The sequence below is a fragment of the Streptomyces sp. NPDC057474 genome, assembly GCF_042802555.1.
GTDB lineage: Bacteria > Actinomycetota > Actinomycetes > Streptomycetales > Streptomycetaceae > Streptomyces.
In genome coordinates this window covers 1-15,579 of sequence record NZ_JBHVDX010000024.1, presented here as the reverse complement: position 1 = coordinate 15,579, position 15,579 = coordinate 1, and the positions used below count along the sequence as shown (strand labels likewise).

The window sequence follows — 15,579 nt, the reverse complement described above, 5'->3', positions numbered from 1 at the left end:
CGAGTAGCGCCGTAGGGGCTTGGGTGCGTTGTCGGCCGCGGGTTCGTCGTGGCTTGTCGCGCAGTTCCCCGCGCCCCTCGAAGGCAAAAGCACGCGGTTGCCCCCACTTCCTCAGCGCAGCGAGGCCCGCGCCCCGAAAAGAATGGGGCGCGGGCCTCGCTGCGGTAGGTGGACCTAGAACAGCGCGTTGTACTGGTTGTAGCCCGTGCCCAGCTTGACGCGGCCGGCGAACAGGGACGTCGAGGCCTTGTTCGTGCCGGGGTAGAGCCAGAGGGTGCCGTCGGAGTCGCGGGCGATGACGTCGGCGATGGCGTCGCCGGTGACGTCGCCGTTGGTCACGTAGGCCGTGAACTTCCAGCCGGTGCGGGCCTGGATGCGGGCGGACCAGGGGGTCGCGGCCTTGCCGGTGCCCTTGTAGAGGTAGAGCGTGCCGTTGGAGGCGCGGACCAGGAGGTCGGCCTTGCCGTCGCCGGAGAGGTCACCGCGGCCGAGGAGCTTGGCGCCCTTCCATGCCTTGTTGACCACCCGGATCTTGGCGTTGAACTGGCCGTTGCCCTTGCCGGGGTAGAGGTACACGGAACCGTCGGCATCGAGGGCCAGGAGGTCGGGGAGCGCGTCGCCCGTGAGGTCGCCGGGGATCGCGTACGACTTGTAACCGCCCCAGACGGAGCTGATCTGCATCCAGGTCCACTCCCAGGTGGAGTGGTTCATGTAGCTGCGGTACAGCTTGCCGTCGTTCTTGTCCCGGATGATCAGGTCCTGGTAGAAGTCCCGGTCCAGGTCGGCCTGCATGCCCCAGCTCGCGTTCTGCCAGCCGTTGCCCTGGTAGGCCCGCGAGGTGAGCGACGTGCCGTTGCTGTTCTGCTGGAAGAGGTTCCCGGAGGGCGTGCGGGCGAGGAGGTCGGCGCGGCCGTCGTACGTCAGGTCGGTGTCGTCGATCCGGGGCTGGGCGGCCCAGGTGTACGCGGAGACCTTGGTGAAGACCGGGTAGGCGCCCTTGGCGGTGCAGCCGGAGACGCCCCACGACACGATGCCGACGACCTTGCCGCCGACCACGAGGGGGCCGCCGGAGTCGCCGTTGCAGGTGCTCGTGGTGCCCTCGTCGCCGCCGGAGGCCGGGGTGCCCGCGCAGACCATGGAGCCCTCGGCGAAGTAGTCCGTGCCGAGGACCGACTTCATTGCGCTGTCGCAGGTCGCGTCCTTGACCAGCGGCAGCGTCGCCTTCTTCAGCTTCGCGGACAGCTGGGCGTCCTCACCGCCGGAGGTCAGGCCCCAGCCGTACACCGTGCCCTTCGTGCCGGCGGTGTAGAGCGAGCTGTCGTCGGACGCGGCCAGGCGCAGCGGCTTCTGCTCCAGCGGGCGGTCCAGGGTGAGGACGGCGACATCGTTCTTGATGGTGTCCTCGTCGTACTTCGGGTGCTCCCACTGGCGCAGGACGCCCGCGTCCGTGCCGGTCGTGTCGTCGTACAGGTCGGTCGTGCCGGCCAGGACCGCGCCGTTCGTCGTCCAGTCGAGGCCCGAGAGGCAGTGGGCGGCCGTGAGGACCTTGTTCGGGGCGACCAGGGTGCCGCCACAGAAAAAGCCCTCGTCGGTGGTCGCGTCGTAGTACGCGAGCTGGACCATCCAGGGGGCGGCGGAGATCGTCGTCTCGCTGCCGCCGATGATGAACGGGGACGGGGAGGACGAGGCGTCGTCGGACGCCTCGGAGTCGTCCGACGACGGTCCCGCCTGGTCCTCGGCCGCCTTGATCACGCGTTGGCGGAGTTCCTTGGCGGAGGTCTTGGGGGCTGCGGGCTGGTCGAGGGTGACAGTGGGTTGCGTCGGCTCGTCGGCCGCCGTCGCGGGCTGCGCCGCGAGGACGCCGGCGCCGCTCAGCGCGAGCGCGAGGGCGGCGGCGGGAAGTGCCTTGAAGGCACGTATCACTCAGGGCTCCTGGGATGCGTGGGTGTCGTGGGCAGCCCGAGCAGGGCGTACGACGCCGACCGCCCCGTAACCGGTTGTCCCGGCCTCGGGTCGTATCGCGGAGCCCCCCTCCGGCTGGGAGATCGTAGGCCTCGTGCGTCCCACCGGACACGGAATTCACAGGAGTCAGACAAGTATTCGGATGTTGCGTCCCGTGGCATCACCGCACGGCAACCCTCTGTTTCCCATGCCTGCGGGGCGCGGCGCCTTTATCCGGGGTGAACGAGGTTCTGGCGGGGTTCTCAGGGAGCACTCAGGAACGTCTCATGGTCGGGCGGCAGGCTCTGCGTCATGACCGAGAGCTTCCGCCGCAGCGGCGAGTACGAGAACCCCTACCAGGGTGACCAGCAGCAGCACTCCGGGTACGCCGAGGGCGAGACCCAGCAGCAGCCCGCGTACCTCCAGCAGCAGCACGCCTCCACCCCGGTGAACCCGGTGAACCCGGAGTGGCCGCCCCCGCCGGCGTACGGCCCGGCGGCGGCCTCGGCACACGCCGCTCCGACCGCGCTCCTCACCGAGCCGGTGTCCTCCGCCACCGTCCCCGAGTCCGCGCCCGCCTCCGCGCCCGCGCCCGCGCCCGCGTCGAGAAAGCGTGCCCGGGGTCCGATCGCGCTGCTGGCTGCCGTGGCGTTCGTCGCGGCGGCGATCGGCGGCGGTACGGCGTACGGCATCCAGGAGCTGACCGGCACGGACACCGTGGCCTCCAGCTCCACCAGCACCAGCGTGGTGCCGACCAGCGAGAAGGGCACGGTCTCCGGGGTCGCCACGGCGGTCAGCCCGAGCATCGTGGAGATCAGCGCCAGCTCGAACGCGGGTGAGTCCACCGGTTCCGGTGTGATCATCACCAGCGACGGCGAGATCATCACCAACAACCACGTGATCTCCGGCGCCTCCCAGATCAAGGTGACGACCAGCGACGGCAAGTCCTACACGGCCGAGGTCGTCGGCACCGACAGCAAGAAGGACCTCGCCCTCATCAAGCTGCAGGACGCCTCCGGGCTGAAGGCCGCCACCCTCGGCGACTCCGGCGGCGTCAAGGTCGGCGACCAGGTCGTGGCGATCGGCTCCCCCGAGGGCCTGACCGGCACCGTGACCAGCGGCATCGTCTCCGCCCTCGACCGTGACGTGACGGTCTCGACGGACGAGAGCCAGGGCCAGCAGCAGCAACAGCAGGGCGGCGGCAGCGGCCAATGGCCGTTCGAGTTCGGCGGCCAGGAGTTCAACGGTGACACCGGCTCCTCCACGACCACGTACAAGGCCCTCCAGACCGACGCCTCCCTCAACCCCGGCAACTCCGGCGGCGCCCTCATCGACATGAACGGCAACATCATCGGCATCAACTCGGCGATGTACTCCGCCGCGGACGCCTCCTCCTCCAGCGCCGGCAGCGTCGGCCTCGGCTTCGCCATCCCGGTCAACACGGTCAAGGCCGACCTGAGCACGCTGCGGGCGGGCGGCTCGGACTGAGGTCCGACCCTCCGACCAGGTAGTTCCCTTCCAGTCCCGCTGAGTCCAAGGAGTTCGACATGATCACGCAGATCAAGAACGGCGCGCAGATCAAGCAGGTCTCGCACGACGTCGCGACCGCCGGCGACCCGGCCGGGCTGGGCCTCGCTCTCGCGGTGGCCGCCGCACTGCACACGCCGGTGACGAGGGCCCCCGAGGTGGCGTCCACCCCCCACGCCACGACCCGCCGCAACACGACGGCCCGCCTGCACCGGCGTACGGTTCGCAGCTGATCCTCACGGGCTACTGCGCGGCCAGGGGACGTGCAAGGCTAGGGCGGTACTGCGCGCGCCCCTTCAGGGGCGCGGGGAACTGCGCGACCAGCCACAACGCACCCGCAGCACCAGGCACCGCACAAGAACCCCTACGGCGCCCCGGCCCTGTAATCCACCGCACACGAGGAACGAAGACCACATGAGCCCCGCCGAAGGCGCCCCCGAACCCCAGCGCATCCTCATCGTCGACGACGAGCCGGCGGTGCGCGACGCACTCAAGCGCAGTCTCGCCTTCGAGGGCTACGGCACCGAGGTCGCCGTCGACGGCGCGGACGCGCTGGAGAAGGCGACCGCGTACCACCCGGACCTGGTGATCCTCGACATACAGATGCCGCGCATGGACGGTCTGACCGCCGCCCGGCGGATCCGCGGCGCGGGCGACACGACCCCGATCCTGATGCTCACGGCCCGCGACACGGTCGGCGACCGCGTCACCGGCCTCGACGCCGGCGCGGACGACTACCTGGTCAAGCCCTTCGAGCTGGACGAACTCTTCGCCCGCGTCCGCGCGTTGCTGCGCCGCAGCTCGTACGCGGCCGCCGTGGCCGAGACGGCCGAGGTGGACGAGGCGCTCACCTTCGCGGACCTGCGGATGGATCTGGCGACGCGGGAGGTCACGCGGGGCGGGCGCCCGGTGGAGCTGACCCGCACGGAGTTCACGCTCCTGGAGATGTTCATGGCGCACCCGCGCCAGGTCCTCACCCGTGAGCAGATCCTGAAGGCGGTCTGGGGCTTCGACTTCGAGCCGTCCTCCAACTCCCTGGACGTGTACGTCATGTACCTGCGCCGCAAGACCGAGGCGGGCGGCGAGCCGCGGCTCGTGCACACCGTGCGGGGCGTCGGGTACGTCCTGCGACAGGGCGGCGCGGAGTGAAGAAGCTCCTGAGCCGGTACCGGTCCCTGCCGATCCGGACCCGGCTGTCGATGCTGGTCGCGGCGGCGGTGGCGTTCGCGGTGGCGGCGGTGTCGGTGACGTGCTGGTTCATCGTGCAGGGGAAGCTGTACGACCAGCTGGACGGCGATCTCGACAAATCAATGAATATGCCTGCGTTTGATGACCAGGCCGGACTCGCGATCGAGAACTGCACGCAGACTCCGCAGCAGACCAACCGCTTCGGTCAGAACACCTACTTCCAGGTGATTCTGGAGGGTGGAACGTCCTGTGTCGTGGAATTCTCCGCCGGTGCGGTCAAGGTGACCCAGACCGACAAGGACGTCGTCACGGCCACGGGCCGCACCAAGGCCGTCTACCACAACAGCACCGACACAGACGGCAACGACGTACGCGTCAAGGTTCGGCCGGTGACCTTCAGCAACCGGAGCACGGGGGAGGTGTCCAACGCGGCGCTCCTGGTCGCCCTCCCCCTCAAGGGCACCCAGTCCACCCTCAACGACCTCGCCCTGATCCTCCTCCTCGTCTCCGGCATCGGAGTCGTCGGTGCCGGGGCCGCCGGTCTGGCCGTGGCTCGCGCGGGCCTTCGCCCGGTCGACAAGCTCACGGAAGCCGTCGAACACGTGGCGCGCACCGAGGACCTGAGCATCCGCATCCCCGTCGAGGAGGAGAGCGAGGACGAGATCGCCCGCCTCTCCCGCTCCTTCAACTCGATGACGGGCGCACTCGCCAACTCCCGCGAACTGCAGCAACAACTGATCGCGGACGCCGGCCACGAACTCCGCACCCCCCTCACCTCCCTCCGCACGAACATCGAACTCCTCACCCGCAGCGAGGAGACGGGCCGCCCGATCCCGGCGGAGGACCGCAAGGCCCTGCTCGCCTCGGTGAAGGCCCAGATGACCGAACTGGCCTCGCTGATCGGCGACCTGCAGGAGCTGTCGCGCTCGGATTCGGGCCAGCAGGGAGGCCGCGACCTCCAGGTGGTCGACTTCCAGGAGACCGTGGAGGCGGCCCTGCGCCGGGCCCGTCTGCGCGGCCCCGAGCTGACGATCACGGCGGACATCCAGTCCTGGTACGTCCGTTCCGAGCCGTCCGCGCTGGAGCGTGCGATCGTCAACATCCTCGACAACGCGGTGAAGTTCAGCCCCGAGGGCGGCACGATCGAGGTCTCCCTCGACGCGGGTGTCCTCACGGTACGCGACCACGGCCCCGGCATCCCCGCCGACGAACTCCCCCACGTCTTCGACCGCTTCTGGCGCTCCCCCAGCGCGAGGGCCCTGCCGGGATCGGGCCTGGGTCTGTCGATCGTGGCCCGTACCGTCGAGCAGGCGGGCGGCGAGGTGTCCCTGTCGCGTGCTGAGGGCGGCGGCACGCTGGCGACGGTACGACTGCCGGGGGCGGCTACTCCGCCGCCGGAAACGGCATAGGCGGGTCGGCCTCCTGCCAGAACAGCTCATAGACCAGGAGCTACGGATCCTGAGTACGCGGAACGAAGCTGTAGACCAACCAGCCGCAGTGGTTGTCGAAGTACAGGATGCGCGGTCCTTTCGGATCGCTGGACCATACGGGTTCGACGCACATGCTCTGGGGGAGGTCGGCATCGGCGTCGATCCCCCGGAAGTACGGGTCCTTCGCGATGACCAACTCGGCGCGAACCTCGTCGACCGACTTCCGCACGTGGTCGGGCGGCTCATCACGACTTGCGAGGGCATCCAGTCGCCGGTCCATCTGCCAAGGCGGCCCCATGAACTCGTCGCTCACTCGCGGCTCCAGCTTTCGCGCGCTGTAGCGAATCTGCGCCACCTCGTCGAGCAGAGTCCTGGCCTCAGCAATGTCGGTTGCCTCTGCGGGGCGGTGCTGGAGTTCGGTCACATGAGCATCGAGCTGCGGATCACGGGCGATCGCGTACTCGCACCACCAGCGGGCCAGGAAGGCGGGCAAAGGAGCGATGTCGCAGGCATCACTGATTGCCCGCTTCCAATGTGCCTCGAAGTCAGGGAGAAGATGCGGGGCGTCCTCGGCGATGGCCCTGCGCAGCGCCATCGGGGTCCGCTCGGGCATGGGAGAGATCGCCGGATCGGATTCCGCAGCATGGAGAGCCATGATCGAGGGCTTCCTAGTCGTGCCGTGTCTACGACCATAGTCGCGCTCACCGCCCCCTCGCGGTGCGTCCACGCACCGCCTCCGTCCACGACACGCACGGGTCGGCCGAGACGCCCTCCCCTCGGTCGAACTCTCCATCGAAGATCGCATTCACTGCCATGACGCCACGGTGACCGAACCGTGTGCCTGCCCGTCCCGATTTCCCATCCGATTCACCCGACGGGATGCGCGCCGACCTGAACGTGACAGCCGAGGCTCGGCTCACAGGAAATGCGAGCGCTCCATCGCCGCACGAAGGTCATCGACCCAGCGCGCGTAAGCGTGGACCTGCCGCAACACGGTCAAGGACACTCGCTGGCCCAGTCGGTCGAAGTCGTACTCAGGCCGGTGTCTCGGCCCGAACGCCTGGGCCAAGGTCTTCTTGGGATCCGCGAGCTTGTGGACATCACGAGGTGACCGGACTGTCTCCCGGACCACGGCAGCGGGGGCCTGCGGCAGGGCGTCCGGATCGGCAAGCATCCAGGCCTCCGTCTCCCGTACTGGAACGATCCCGATGACCCGCGCGGCCGAGGCCGGGTCCGTCAAGCCTGACCGTACAGCGTCGATCTTGCCTTGTTCATTGTGGTCATGATGGATGATCACGAGGTCCATCTCCTTGAGGAGCGACTCGACTTCCGCAACGACCCTTTCGCGCTGCGACACGGTGAAACACGCACCGGGAACGGTGCCTCCGAAGTCGAACCCGACCGTCGTGTCCGACTCCAGGGCCTCCACCTGACGGTCGATGAGCGGGAGCAGGAACCACTGGTCGCTCTCGCCCTCCGTGAGCAGGACGATGTTCAGATACCTACGCCCCACGCGCGTACCCCACCGGGTCAAGGTACTGGCGTACTTCCAAGGGGGTGACATAGGTCCCGCGTTCGCCGTCTGCCGCGACAGTGCGGGCGCGGGTGAGCCTTGACGGCGTCTGTCCACCGCCCACGCGGGTAACCGTGTCAAGGAAGACGACGTTGTGAGGGGCCTCGTCACGAAGGGAGGCCAGGACGACAGGAGAGTGGGAGGTCACGAGGATCTGACGAAGATCGTCGCCGCTGCCTGCCTCGAAATCGCCGTACCACGCCCGCCGTTCGATACCTGCCAGTTCTGTGGCCCGCCTCTTCAACCGTTCCAGCAGCCTTGGCACGCGGCTCGGATGCAGTCCGTTCTCCGGTTCCTCCAGCATCAGCACACCGGAATAGGCGGGGTCGTGTGCCGCAGCAAGCAGGGCAAGCATGCGAAGTGTTCCGCCAGAAACGACGCGTGGCGTCATCTTCGGCTCATGTTTGTGCTGGATCCAGATCTCCCACAACGCTCGATCCTCGTCCCGGACCACATCGATCTCCCGGATGTCGGGGAGAACTGCGGCGACATCAGCCTCGAAGTCGGACTTTCGCTCCGATTCCCCGTCCCACAACCGACCGAGCACCGCGCCCAGATTGCGTCCGTCCTCGGTGAGGGGATCGGAGTCGTAAGCGTCCGCCGGGTGACGCATGGCGTCAGGCGAGGGGTCGAGGATGCGCCATCCTTCCGCAGCGCGTCGCACAGCGCCGTAGATCTCACGCTCGGCCTCGTTCTGCTTCACCGGATCCGAATCGTCAGGGAGCCGGTGGAGTAGATGGAGCACGTTGTCATCGATTTGGTCCGCGACATGCGATGGCAGCTCCACACCTTCACTGCCGATAGGAGTGAAGTCCACGCGCACATGCAAGGGCTCCGGCGCCTCGCGGTAATTGACGGTCGCATCCACACGTACATGTGCTGGTCCAAAATTGGGAGTTCGCACCAGCACATTGGCGCTCAACCTCATCTCGTCGACCAGGTCACCGCCCGGCCCTCGCCGGAACAGTTCCCGAGGCCCGCCCCGTCGGGCGTAACGCACCAGCGTCTGACCCCGCGAGTCCTTCATCAGACGACCCAGCAGCACTACCGCTTCCAGCAGGTTGGACTTGCCTGAGCCGTTGGCCCCCAGCAGGACGAGGAACGGCGGCACGTCGAGCGAAAAATCGTCGAACGTTTTGAAGCCGTCGATCTCGATCCGGGTGATCACCGCTGCTCCTCACGTAAGCAGTCTCATGAACGGGTATGCACAGCCACACTAGGCCAAGCGTCCCGGCACGCTCGTACGATCAGCGCCATGCCCACTCCTGGCGAGCCTCAGTGGAAGCCGAGCATTCCGGGGGAGTCGATGTCGATGGCGAGTACGCCCGGCGGGTAGTCGTCCTCGTGTCCCGTCAGGATGATGGACATGCCGCCCGTCTCCAGGTGCGGCGTGGCGACGTAGAGAGCATGGCAGGTATCGGCTCCGCCCCATCCGCCACGCACCATCCCACCCACCGTCACCGCGGCCGTCTGCCCGAGTGGGTCGACTTGGATGCCCGGCAGCGCGAGCAGTGTCCGCCCGACGCCCTCGTCCTTCTCCTCTGCCCGCATGAGGCACAGGGAGGGAACGTGCAACCAGTCACCGGGGATGTGCGCGACGTCGTCCGCGAGGCGGTGCAGGGCCTCGTGACCGCGAACGAGCGCGAGCGCCGCGCCCGTGTCGAGGACGATCACGCGGCGCGCCCCTGGTCAGGGCGCGTCTTCACGCGGCCGGAGAGCATCTTCTCCGCAGCCATCGCGTAGATGTTGGCCAGGACGTCCGGCCCGCTGTCGAACTCCTCGTCCGTGAGCGTGCACCCCATGCGCTCACGCAGCACCTTGCGCGTGGCCGCGACCCGCTCCGCGATCTGCTCCGCCGTCGGCTGCTCCGCCGCCAGTTGCTCGATGAGCTGGCCGAGGGTCATGCCGCGTTCCTTGGCGACCTGGGCGAGGTGATCACGGGCCTGCTTGGACACCTGGATGGTGGTGTTCTCTGCCATGGATTCACCATAGCCACACCACGGTGCGAGCGCCCCCGCCTCCGTCCCCCTTCACCCGAAGGTGCTCAGTCAGCCGCGACGACCTTGACGAAGGCGGACCAGGCCCGGGCGGAGAACAGGAGCGGACGGCGGTCCGGGGCCTTGCTGTCCCGGACGGGGACTATGCCGGGGACTCCGTCGGTGACTTCGAGGCAGTTCGTCTGTCCCCCATCGCTGTAGGACGACTTGCGCCACATGGCGGCGGTGAAGTCGGGGGTCCGGTTCATGATCTGCACTCCTCCAAAAGGCGCTTGATGAACGCCGTCGACTGCTCCGGAGGCAGGGCCGCGTCCCGGACGAGATCGTAGGACAAGCGGAAGGACAGAACCTTGTCCGGATCGTCGATCAGCTCTCCGACTCCGTTGCCCTCCGCATAGGCGATGGGGTCACCGACTCGCTGCCACAGCAACGTGAGGTGGCTGTTCATGAGGTCGTGCACACCTGCCGTGTAGGGCAGCACCTGAAGGGCCACGGACGGCAGTTCGGCGGCGTCCACCAGTCGCGACAACTGATCCGCCCACACCTGAGCATCGGGGACAGGCCGCCGCACGGCCCCCTCATCCAGGATCACGCGGATGCTGGGCGCCGGTTCGCGGTACAGCAGTTCCTGCCGTCCCATACGCGCGGCCACCTGTTCCTCGATCTCCTCGCTGTTGCCTGCCGTTGTCTGGGCTCTGGACAACCCTGACAACACCGTGCGCGCGTACTCCTCCGTCTGCAACAGCCCCGGCACCGCAAGCTGGAACATCCACATGACCCGAGCCGTCGCCTCCAGCTCCATGAACGCCTTGTACTTGTCCTTGATGACCTCCTTGCGCGCGTCCCGCCACAGGCGAACCAGCAGGTCACCGGACTCGTAGTAGGTGTCCAGGTCCTCCATGACCGCCCGCTTGGAGAGCCTCTCCCCCTTCTCCAGGCGATAGAGATAGCTCTTGTCGTACGACGTCTCCGCCGCCAGCTGGGCCAGTGTCCTGCCCGCCTTCTCGCGCAGGAACAGCAGTGTCCGCCCGAGCGCGACGCGCCCTGATTCCCGCTCCCCGTCAACGACTTCGCCCATGTCACCCCTCGCCGTTGTCTGGGGCGCCAGACAACACCGCCCCCCTTCCGCAGCGTACGTCTCACCCGTGACGATCGGGACACGAACAGTAATCACCGCTCGTCAGGCCGACCCTGAACCAACCCTGAGACGAAAGCTGAGGCACCGCCATGCGCGCACTCGTCCTCCGGCTCTGCGAGGCACTGCTCCGCTGGGCCGCGCCCGGTCCGCCGCCGCCCGAGGCGGAGGAGCCGTCGGAACCCGTCCCTCCTCCCCCACCCCACAAGCCCGTCGACATCTGGCCCTTCGAGCGCTACGACAACCTCGTACGGCCCTACGTGCTCAGCGCGGAAGAGCTGTACAGCCACAGCATTCACAGCATTCACGGCATGGAGGTCCCCGCATGATGGACGGACTGCGTCTGCTGCCGTGGACCACCCCCGACGGCAAGCCCTGCTATCTCGACCCGGACACCGCGCACCCCGGGGCACTCTCCCTCCTCGCCGACAGTGTGGAGGTCTCCCAACTCGGGTCGGCAGAGGAGGTGTTGGCCGGGAGCAGGGCCGTACTCGGGGACGCGGCGGCCGGGGAGCGGGCGGTGCGGTTCGCGCTGACGCGGGCGGCGGAGTCGTTGGACGACGTGCTGCGGATCGCGGTCAGCAGGGGGCGGCGGATCGGCGAGGACGGCCCCTAGGTCCTGTCTGGAGTTCGGATCGGGAGTTCGGTAGATCGCCTGCGCGCGGGGGCTCGGTCTTGATAGGCCGTCAGTCATGGCGCGAGGCGATCTCACCGATGAGCAGTGGGCCCTGATCGAGCCCCATCTCCCGATTGCCGCGGTTGGGCCCATCCCTGACCTGCGGAAACACTTCAACGCGGTGATGTGGCGGTTCCGGACGGGTAGCCCCTGGCGTGACCTGCCGACCGAGTTCGGCCCCTGGCAGAGCGCGTACGACCGCTTCCGGATCTGGGCGACGCGGGGCGTTTTCCAGGACCTGATGCAAACAGTGATCGCCGAGGCCGCCGCCCGCGGCCAGGCCGACTTGGGCCTGGTCAGCGTGGACTCTGCGACCGCCCGGGCCCACCATCACGCCGCCGGGATGGCCCTGGACCCCGAGCAGTTGGCGGCCTTGGAAATGGCCGTCGAGGCCGAAAAGGGGGCGAGGACAAGGAGCAAAGAACGCAGGACGGACAGGCCGAGGATGAGGAGCGCGTGGAGCGGCGACGGGTCCGCCGACGACACCGGGCCCGCTTGAAAGTCGCCGAGCTGGGGCGTTCCCGGGGCGGACTGACGAGCAAGATCCATATGGCGGCTGACCGACGCTGTCGCCCGCTTGCGTTCGTCGTCACGCCCGGGCAGGCCGGTGACAGTCCGCAGTTCGCCCCGGTCCTGGAACGGGTGAAGGTGCGCGGTCCGATCGGGCGCCCGCGGACCCGGCCGGATGCGGTGGCCGCGGACAAGGCGTACTCGTCCCGACGCAACCGCCGCTACCTGCGACGACGCGGGATCCGAGCCGTGATCCCGGAGAAGGTCGACCAGGCCGCGAACCGCAAGAAGCGTGGCAGCACCGGCGGCCGGCCAGTCTCACACGACGCGACACTCTACAAAGAGCGCAACACCGTGGAACGGTGCATCAACCGGCTGCGGAACTGGCGCGGTATCGCTACCCGGTACGACAAGACCCCGGAGAGCTACGAGGCCGGACTGCACCTGTGTGGTGCGATGCTCTGGCTCCGCAGCATCGCACCACACTCGTGATCCGAACTCCAGACAGGACCTAGTCGGGGACGTCGATGCGCAGGACCCCGTCGGCGCCTTCGGGGGTCACCTCGTCAGGGCACAGGCTGGCGGCGATGAAGGCGTACCGTTCGCCCACCAGCGACCCCAGGATGGCACCGGCGCCGTACCAGTTGAGGTCCAGGTCGCGCATGCGCATATGGCTGAGGCTTCGTCGCAGGTGGAGATTGTGGCCGAAGACCAGGGTCGGGCCGCGGCCCGCCTCGATGGCGCGGATGTCGAGGAGGTTCTCGACCATGAGGGCGTCGCGGGTGGCGAGCAGGCGGGATATGCGGGTGCCCTCTTCGATGGGCTGCGCCAACTGCCGGTGGTAGCGCAGCAGACCGAGACCGGCGGTGACGTGGGCCTTCGACCTGAACCACTCGGCACGTGAGGTCGCCGCGATCAGTTCCGGTGCGCGGGCGTGGAACTCGGTGAGCATGTCGTCAGCCAGGCAGCGGAGCGTCTCCGCCTCCGCCGTGGCGCCGATCGACATGGCCGGGTCCAAGACCGCCTCCGTACGGCTCCACCGTTCTTCGTCACCGGCGAGGCTCGCGAGATCGACTGCGGAGGCGGAGGCGAGAGCGAGGGTGGGGGCGAGGCCTCCCTCGCGGGTCAGGTAGGCGCGGGCGTGTTCGAGGTAGCGGCGCGGGCTGGGCGCGCTCAGGTTTTCCATCTCGGCGTCGAAGCCGTGGAAGGCGAGTCGTTCCTCCGGCGGGCGGGCCCGGTTGTACTCGCGCATCCAGGTGACCAGTTGCCGGTTGGGGGCCAGTTCGCCGCGGCCGAACGCGATGCCTTCGCTCATCACCTCGTCGAAGTCGCCGGCCCCCTCCTGGACGTGGTCGTTCACGGCGAGCGCGGGGACGCGGTCGGTTTCGAGGGCGATCGAGCGGAAGCCCTGGTCGACGAGTTGGGCGAACAGTTCGTTGCGGGCGCGCCCGAAGGCCGGTTCCAGGTGGGTTGGCTCACCAAGGGCCAAGAGGTCGCACGACGGGGTCACGAAGTCTCGAATGTCCTGACTCATGAGCCTCAATCGTATCCTTGAAAGATCGGTTGAGGCTTGGGGAGCGATGGCCGAGTGGTCTTCCCCGTTGAGTCCCCTAAAGTCTCAAACCGGTGATCACCTTGCGACCTTTCGACCTCGCCCGCGAGCACGGCCTCTCGACCCAGGCGGTCCGCAACTACGAGCGGGACGGGTTCATCCCGGCCGCCGAGCGCACGCGCAGCGGCTACCGGATCTACACCGAGGCGCACGCGGTGGCCCTCCGCGCCTTCCTCGCCCTCGTCCCGGCCTACGGCCACGCGGCCGCCGGACAGATCATGCTCGCCCTCCACGAGGACGCCCTCGACGAGGCCCTGCTGATCATCGACCGTGGCCACAGCCAGTCGCTCCGCGACCGGGAGACCCTCGACGCGGTGCGGAGCGCGGTGGATCACCTGATGGCGGAGGCCGACACCACACCCGCTCGGGACCGGTCAACAGGTGCCGACGGGCGAACCATCGGCGAACTCGCCCACCAGCTCCAGGTCACCCCCGCGACCCTGCGCAACTGGGAGGCCGCGGGCATCCTCACCCCCGCCCGCGACCCGCGCACCGGATACCGCGTCTACCGCGCGACCGACATCCGGGACGCCGAGCTGGCCCACCTCCTCCGGCGCGGTGGCTACCCCCTCGACCACATCTCCACCGTGGTCCGGCAGATCCGGACGGCCGGCGGCACCGACACACTCTCCGGCGCCCTGGACGACTGGCGACGGAGACTGGCCGCGCGGGGCGTCGCCATGCTCGACGCGGCGGCTCACCTCGGCGAGTACCTGGGCCTGCTCGATCGAAGCCCTTGATCGCGAAGTGACGTCCCACACCGACGAGCAAGAGTTGTGGATCTTGTGTGACGGGTTCGTGACGCATTTCTGAGAGGGGTCTGAGAAAGCTCTGACGCGGCTGTGAGGTCGGTCCTGTTCGCTACTGGTGAGTTCTTCGAGTGGCCGATCCCCCAGACGACAGAACCGGTGACCGCCGACGCCGGCGTACAGCAGTAGGAGCGCACACCCATGCGAACTGCAGTCAAGGCAGCCCTGAAGAAATACGCGCTCGTCGCGACGTCCACCGCGCTGGCCGTGTCCGGTGTCCTGGCCGGCACCGGCTCCGCCCAGGCGGCCACCGGGCCGGGCGGCGCCACGAACATCCGGGGCGTGGACCCCGGCAACACCGACTCGATGATCGAGCGGCTCTGCGGTCAGAAGACGAGCCTGACGGGCGTGTACGGCGCCCTCAACGTCCGGACCGGCGAGTTCAAGACGCGGGACGAGTATCTGCGGGACGTCTTCGGGCTGTTCGTGCCCGCCGGGGACTGGGAGACCTTCCGCGGCTGGTGCGGCAACGTCCAGGCGTCGACCTGGTCCACCAAGGGCACCCCCGTCCGCACCTCCCCCTGGATCGGCAACCGGGGGTCGAAGGACGACAAGGAGACGTTCGTCAGCAGCTACAGCACCAAGACGTTCGCGAAGAAGAGCGTCGGCGCGCAGCTCAGCCTCTCCGTCGCCAAGAGCATCTTCTCCGGCAGCGCGGGCGGCAGCTTCTCGTACGAGTGGGGCTGGGAGAAGTCGTCGAGCTTCGAGCGCCGCAGCGAGAAGACGATCCCGCCGTGCACCCAGATCGCCGTGACGTGGACGCCTTACCAGCGCGTGGTCCGCGTCAACCCCATCTTCTACGTCGAGGACTACTCCTGGAACAAGGGCAACGGCGAGAAGACCGTCCACACCTGGCGCAACCGCTCCTACCGCACGATCTACTCGTACGGCTACTACATCGACGGCACCTCCGACAAGCTCCTCCCCAACGGCCAGCCCGACGGCCGTGAGGACAAGTGGGAGGAGAAGCTGGACCCCAAGACCTGCGCCAAGTGAGGCTCCCCCGGCTTCCCCAGCCCGCCCACACCCCTCTCCAAGACCAGCCACAGTGCCCGCCCTCACCTTGTGGGGATGGCGCGGAAGATTCTGCTGGTCGATGACGACGAGGCCGTACGTGAGGGGATCGGGCGGCTGCTGAGGTTCGAGGGCCACGAGACCGTGCTCGCCGAGAACGGTCTGGT

Annotated in this window: 18 protein-coding genes; 9 read left to right on the top strand and 9 right to left on the bottom strand. The window is 68.2% G+C overall.

Annotated features, from left to right (window positions below; translation table 11 throughout):
- Positions 1–174: 174 nt before the first annotated feature.
- Complete coding sequence (locus ACFU53_RS09725) at positions 175–1,923, bottom strand: trypsin-like serine protease (RefSeq protein WP_383988335.1); 1,749 nt, start codon at positions 1,921–1,923, stop codon at positions 175–177.
- 330 nt (positions 1,924–2,253) lie between these two features.
- On the opposite strand from ACFU53_RS09725, the gene ACFU53_RS09720 reads away from it, so the two are divergent.
- The 4 genes from ACFU53_RS09720 (at position 2,254) to ACFU53_RS09705 (ending at position 6,065) form a co-directional block, all read left to right on the top strand.
- Positions 2,254–3,429 carry a S1C family serine protease gene (locus ACFU53_RS09720; protein WP_383988332.1) on the top strand — a complete coding sequence of 392 codons (1,176 nt, stop codon included), beginning with the start codon at positions 2,254–2,256 and terminating at the stop codon, positions 3,427–3,429.
- Between the two features lie 59 nt (positions 3,430–3,488).
- Positions 3,489–3,701 carry a hypothetical protein gene (locus tag ACFU53_RS09715; protein WP_383988329.1) on the top strand — a complete coding sequence of 71 codons (213 nt, stop codon included), beginning with the start codon at positions 3,489–3,491 and terminating at the stop codon, positions 3,699–3,701.
- Positions 3,702–3,882: 181 nt separating this feature from the next.
- Positions 3,883–4,617 (top strand): response regulator transcription factor, encoded by a 735-nt coding sequence (locus tag ACFU53_RS09710; protein ID WP_383988326.1) that lies wholly within the window; start codon positions 3,883–3,885, stop codon positions 4,615–4,617.
- Positions 4,614–6,065 carry an ATP-binding protein gene (locus ACFU53_RS09705; RefSeq protein ID WP_383988323.1) on the top strand — a complete coding sequence of 484 codons (1,452 nt, stop codon included), beginning with the start codon at positions 4,614–4,616 and terminating at the stop codon, positions 6,063–6,065. Before ACFU53_RS09710 ends, ACFU53_RS09705 begins: the two co-directional genes overlap by 4 nt.
- A 40-nt stretch (positions 6,066–6,105) precedes the next feature.
- On the opposite strand, the gene ACFU53_RS09700 is transcribed toward ACFU53_RS09705, so the two are convergent.
- From ACFU53_RS09700 to ACFU53_RS09670, 7 genes are all read right to left on the bottom strand, one after another.
- Positions 6,106–6,741, bottom strand: coding sequence for a hypothetical protein (locus ACFU53_RS09700; RefSeq protein ID WP_383988320.1), 636 nt, complete (start codon positions 6,739–6,741; stop codon positions 6,106–6,108).
- A 261-nt stretch (positions 6,742–7,002) separates the two neighbouring features.
- Positions 7,003–7,599 (bottom strand): DUF4276 family protein, encoded by a 597-nt coding sequence (locus ACFU53_RS09695; RefSeq protein WP_383988317.1) that lies wholly within the window; start codon positions 7,597–7,599, stop codon positions 7,003–7,005.
- Entirely contained in the window at positions 7,589–8,827 is a 1,239-nt protein-coding gene (locus ACFU53_RS09690) for an AAA family ATPase (protein WP_383988314.1), read from the bottom strand. The genes ACFU53_RS09695 and ACFU53_RS09690 overlap by 11 nt, the downstream gene beginning before the upstream one ends.
- A 107-nt stretch (positions 8,828–8,934) precedes the next feature.
- Positions 8,935–9,333 (bottom strand): hypothetical protein, encoded by a 399-nt coding sequence (locus ACFU53_RS09685; protein ID WP_383988311.1) that lies wholly within the window; start codon positions 9,331–9,333, stop codon positions 8,935–8,937.
- Positions 9,330–9,638: a hypothetical protein gene (locus ACFU53_RS09680; RefSeq protein ID WP_383988309.1), complete on the bottom strand. Its 309-nt coding sequence runs from the start codon at positions 9,636–9,638 to the stop codon at positions 9,330–9,332. Before ACFU53_RS09680 ends, ACFU53_RS09685 begins: the two co-directional genes overlap by 4 nt.
- 65 nt (positions 9,639–9,703) lie before the next feature.
- Positions 9,704–9,904 carry a DUF397 domain-containing protein gene (locus ACFU53_RS09675; RefSeq protein WP_383988306.1) on the bottom strand — a complete coding sequence of 67 codons (201 nt, stop codon included), beginning with the start codon at positions 9,902–9,904 and terminating at the stop codon, positions 9,704–9,706.
- On the bottom strand, positions 9,901–10,734 hold the full coding sequence (locus ACFU53_RS09670; protein WP_383988303.1) for a helix-turn-helix domain-containing protein: 834 nt from the start codon (positions 10,732–10,734) through the stop codon (positions 9,901–9,903). Before ACFU53_RS09670 ends, ACFU53_RS09675 begins: the two co-directional genes overlap by 4 nt.
- Before the next feature lie 149 nt (positions 10,735–10,883).
- On the opposite strand from ACFU53_RS09670, the gene ACFU53_RS09665 reads away from it, so the two are divergent.
- The 3 genes from ACFU53_RS09665 to ACFU53_RS09655 all read left to right on the top strand — a co-directional run bounded on the left by ACFU53_RS09665 (position 10,884) and on the right by ACFU53_RS09655 (position 12,469).
- The gene (locus ACFU53_RS09665) at positions 10,884–11,120 is read left to right on the top strand and encodes a hypothetical protein (RefSeq protein ID WP_383988300.1); all 237 of its coding nucleotides are present in this window, start codon (positions 10,884–10,886) and stop codon (positions 11,118–11,120) included.
- The gene (locus ACFU53_RS09660) at positions 11,117–11,407 is read left to right on the top strand and encodes a hypothetical protein (RefSeq protein ID WP_383988297.1); all 291 of its coding nucleotides are present in this window, start codon (positions 11,117–11,119) and stop codon (positions 11,405–11,407) included. Before ACFU53_RS09665 ends, ACFU53_RS09660 begins: the two co-directional genes overlap by 4 nt.
- A gap of 76 nt (positions 11,408–11,483) precedes the next feature.
- A protein-coding gene (locus ACFU53_RS09655) for an IS5 family transposase (RefSeq protein WP_383988294.1) occupies positions 11,484–12,469 on the top strand; the annotation gives its coding sequence in 2 pieces (ribosomal slippage) (positions 11,484–11,891 and positions 11,894–12,469; 984 coding nt in all).
- Between the two features lie 19 nt (positions 12,470–12,488).
- On the opposite strand, the gene ACFU53_RS09650 is transcribed toward ACFU53_RS09655, so the two are convergent.
- A complete protein-coding gene (locus ACFU53_RS09650; RefSeq protein WP_383988291.1) occupies positions 12,489–13,511 on the bottom strand; it encodes an erythromycin esterase family protein in 1,023 nt (340 codons plus the stop codon).
- Positions 13,512–13,603: 92 nt separating this feature from the next.
- Between ACFU53_RS09650 and ACFU53_RS09645 the strand changes: the two genes are divergently transcribed.
- Positions 13,604–14,329: a TioE family transcriptional regulator gene (locus tag ACFU53_RS09645; RefSeq protein WP_383988288.1), complete on the top strand. Its 726-nt coding sequence runs from the start codon at positions 13,604–13,606 to the stop codon at positions 14,327–14,329.
- A 210-nt stretch (positions 14,330–14,539) separates the two neighbouring features.
- Entirely contained in the window at positions 14,540–15,394 is an 855-nt protein-coding gene (locus tag ACFU53_RS09640; protein ID WP_383988285.1) for a hypothetical protein, read from the top strand.
- Positions 15,395–15,579 lie beyond the last annotated feature (185 nt).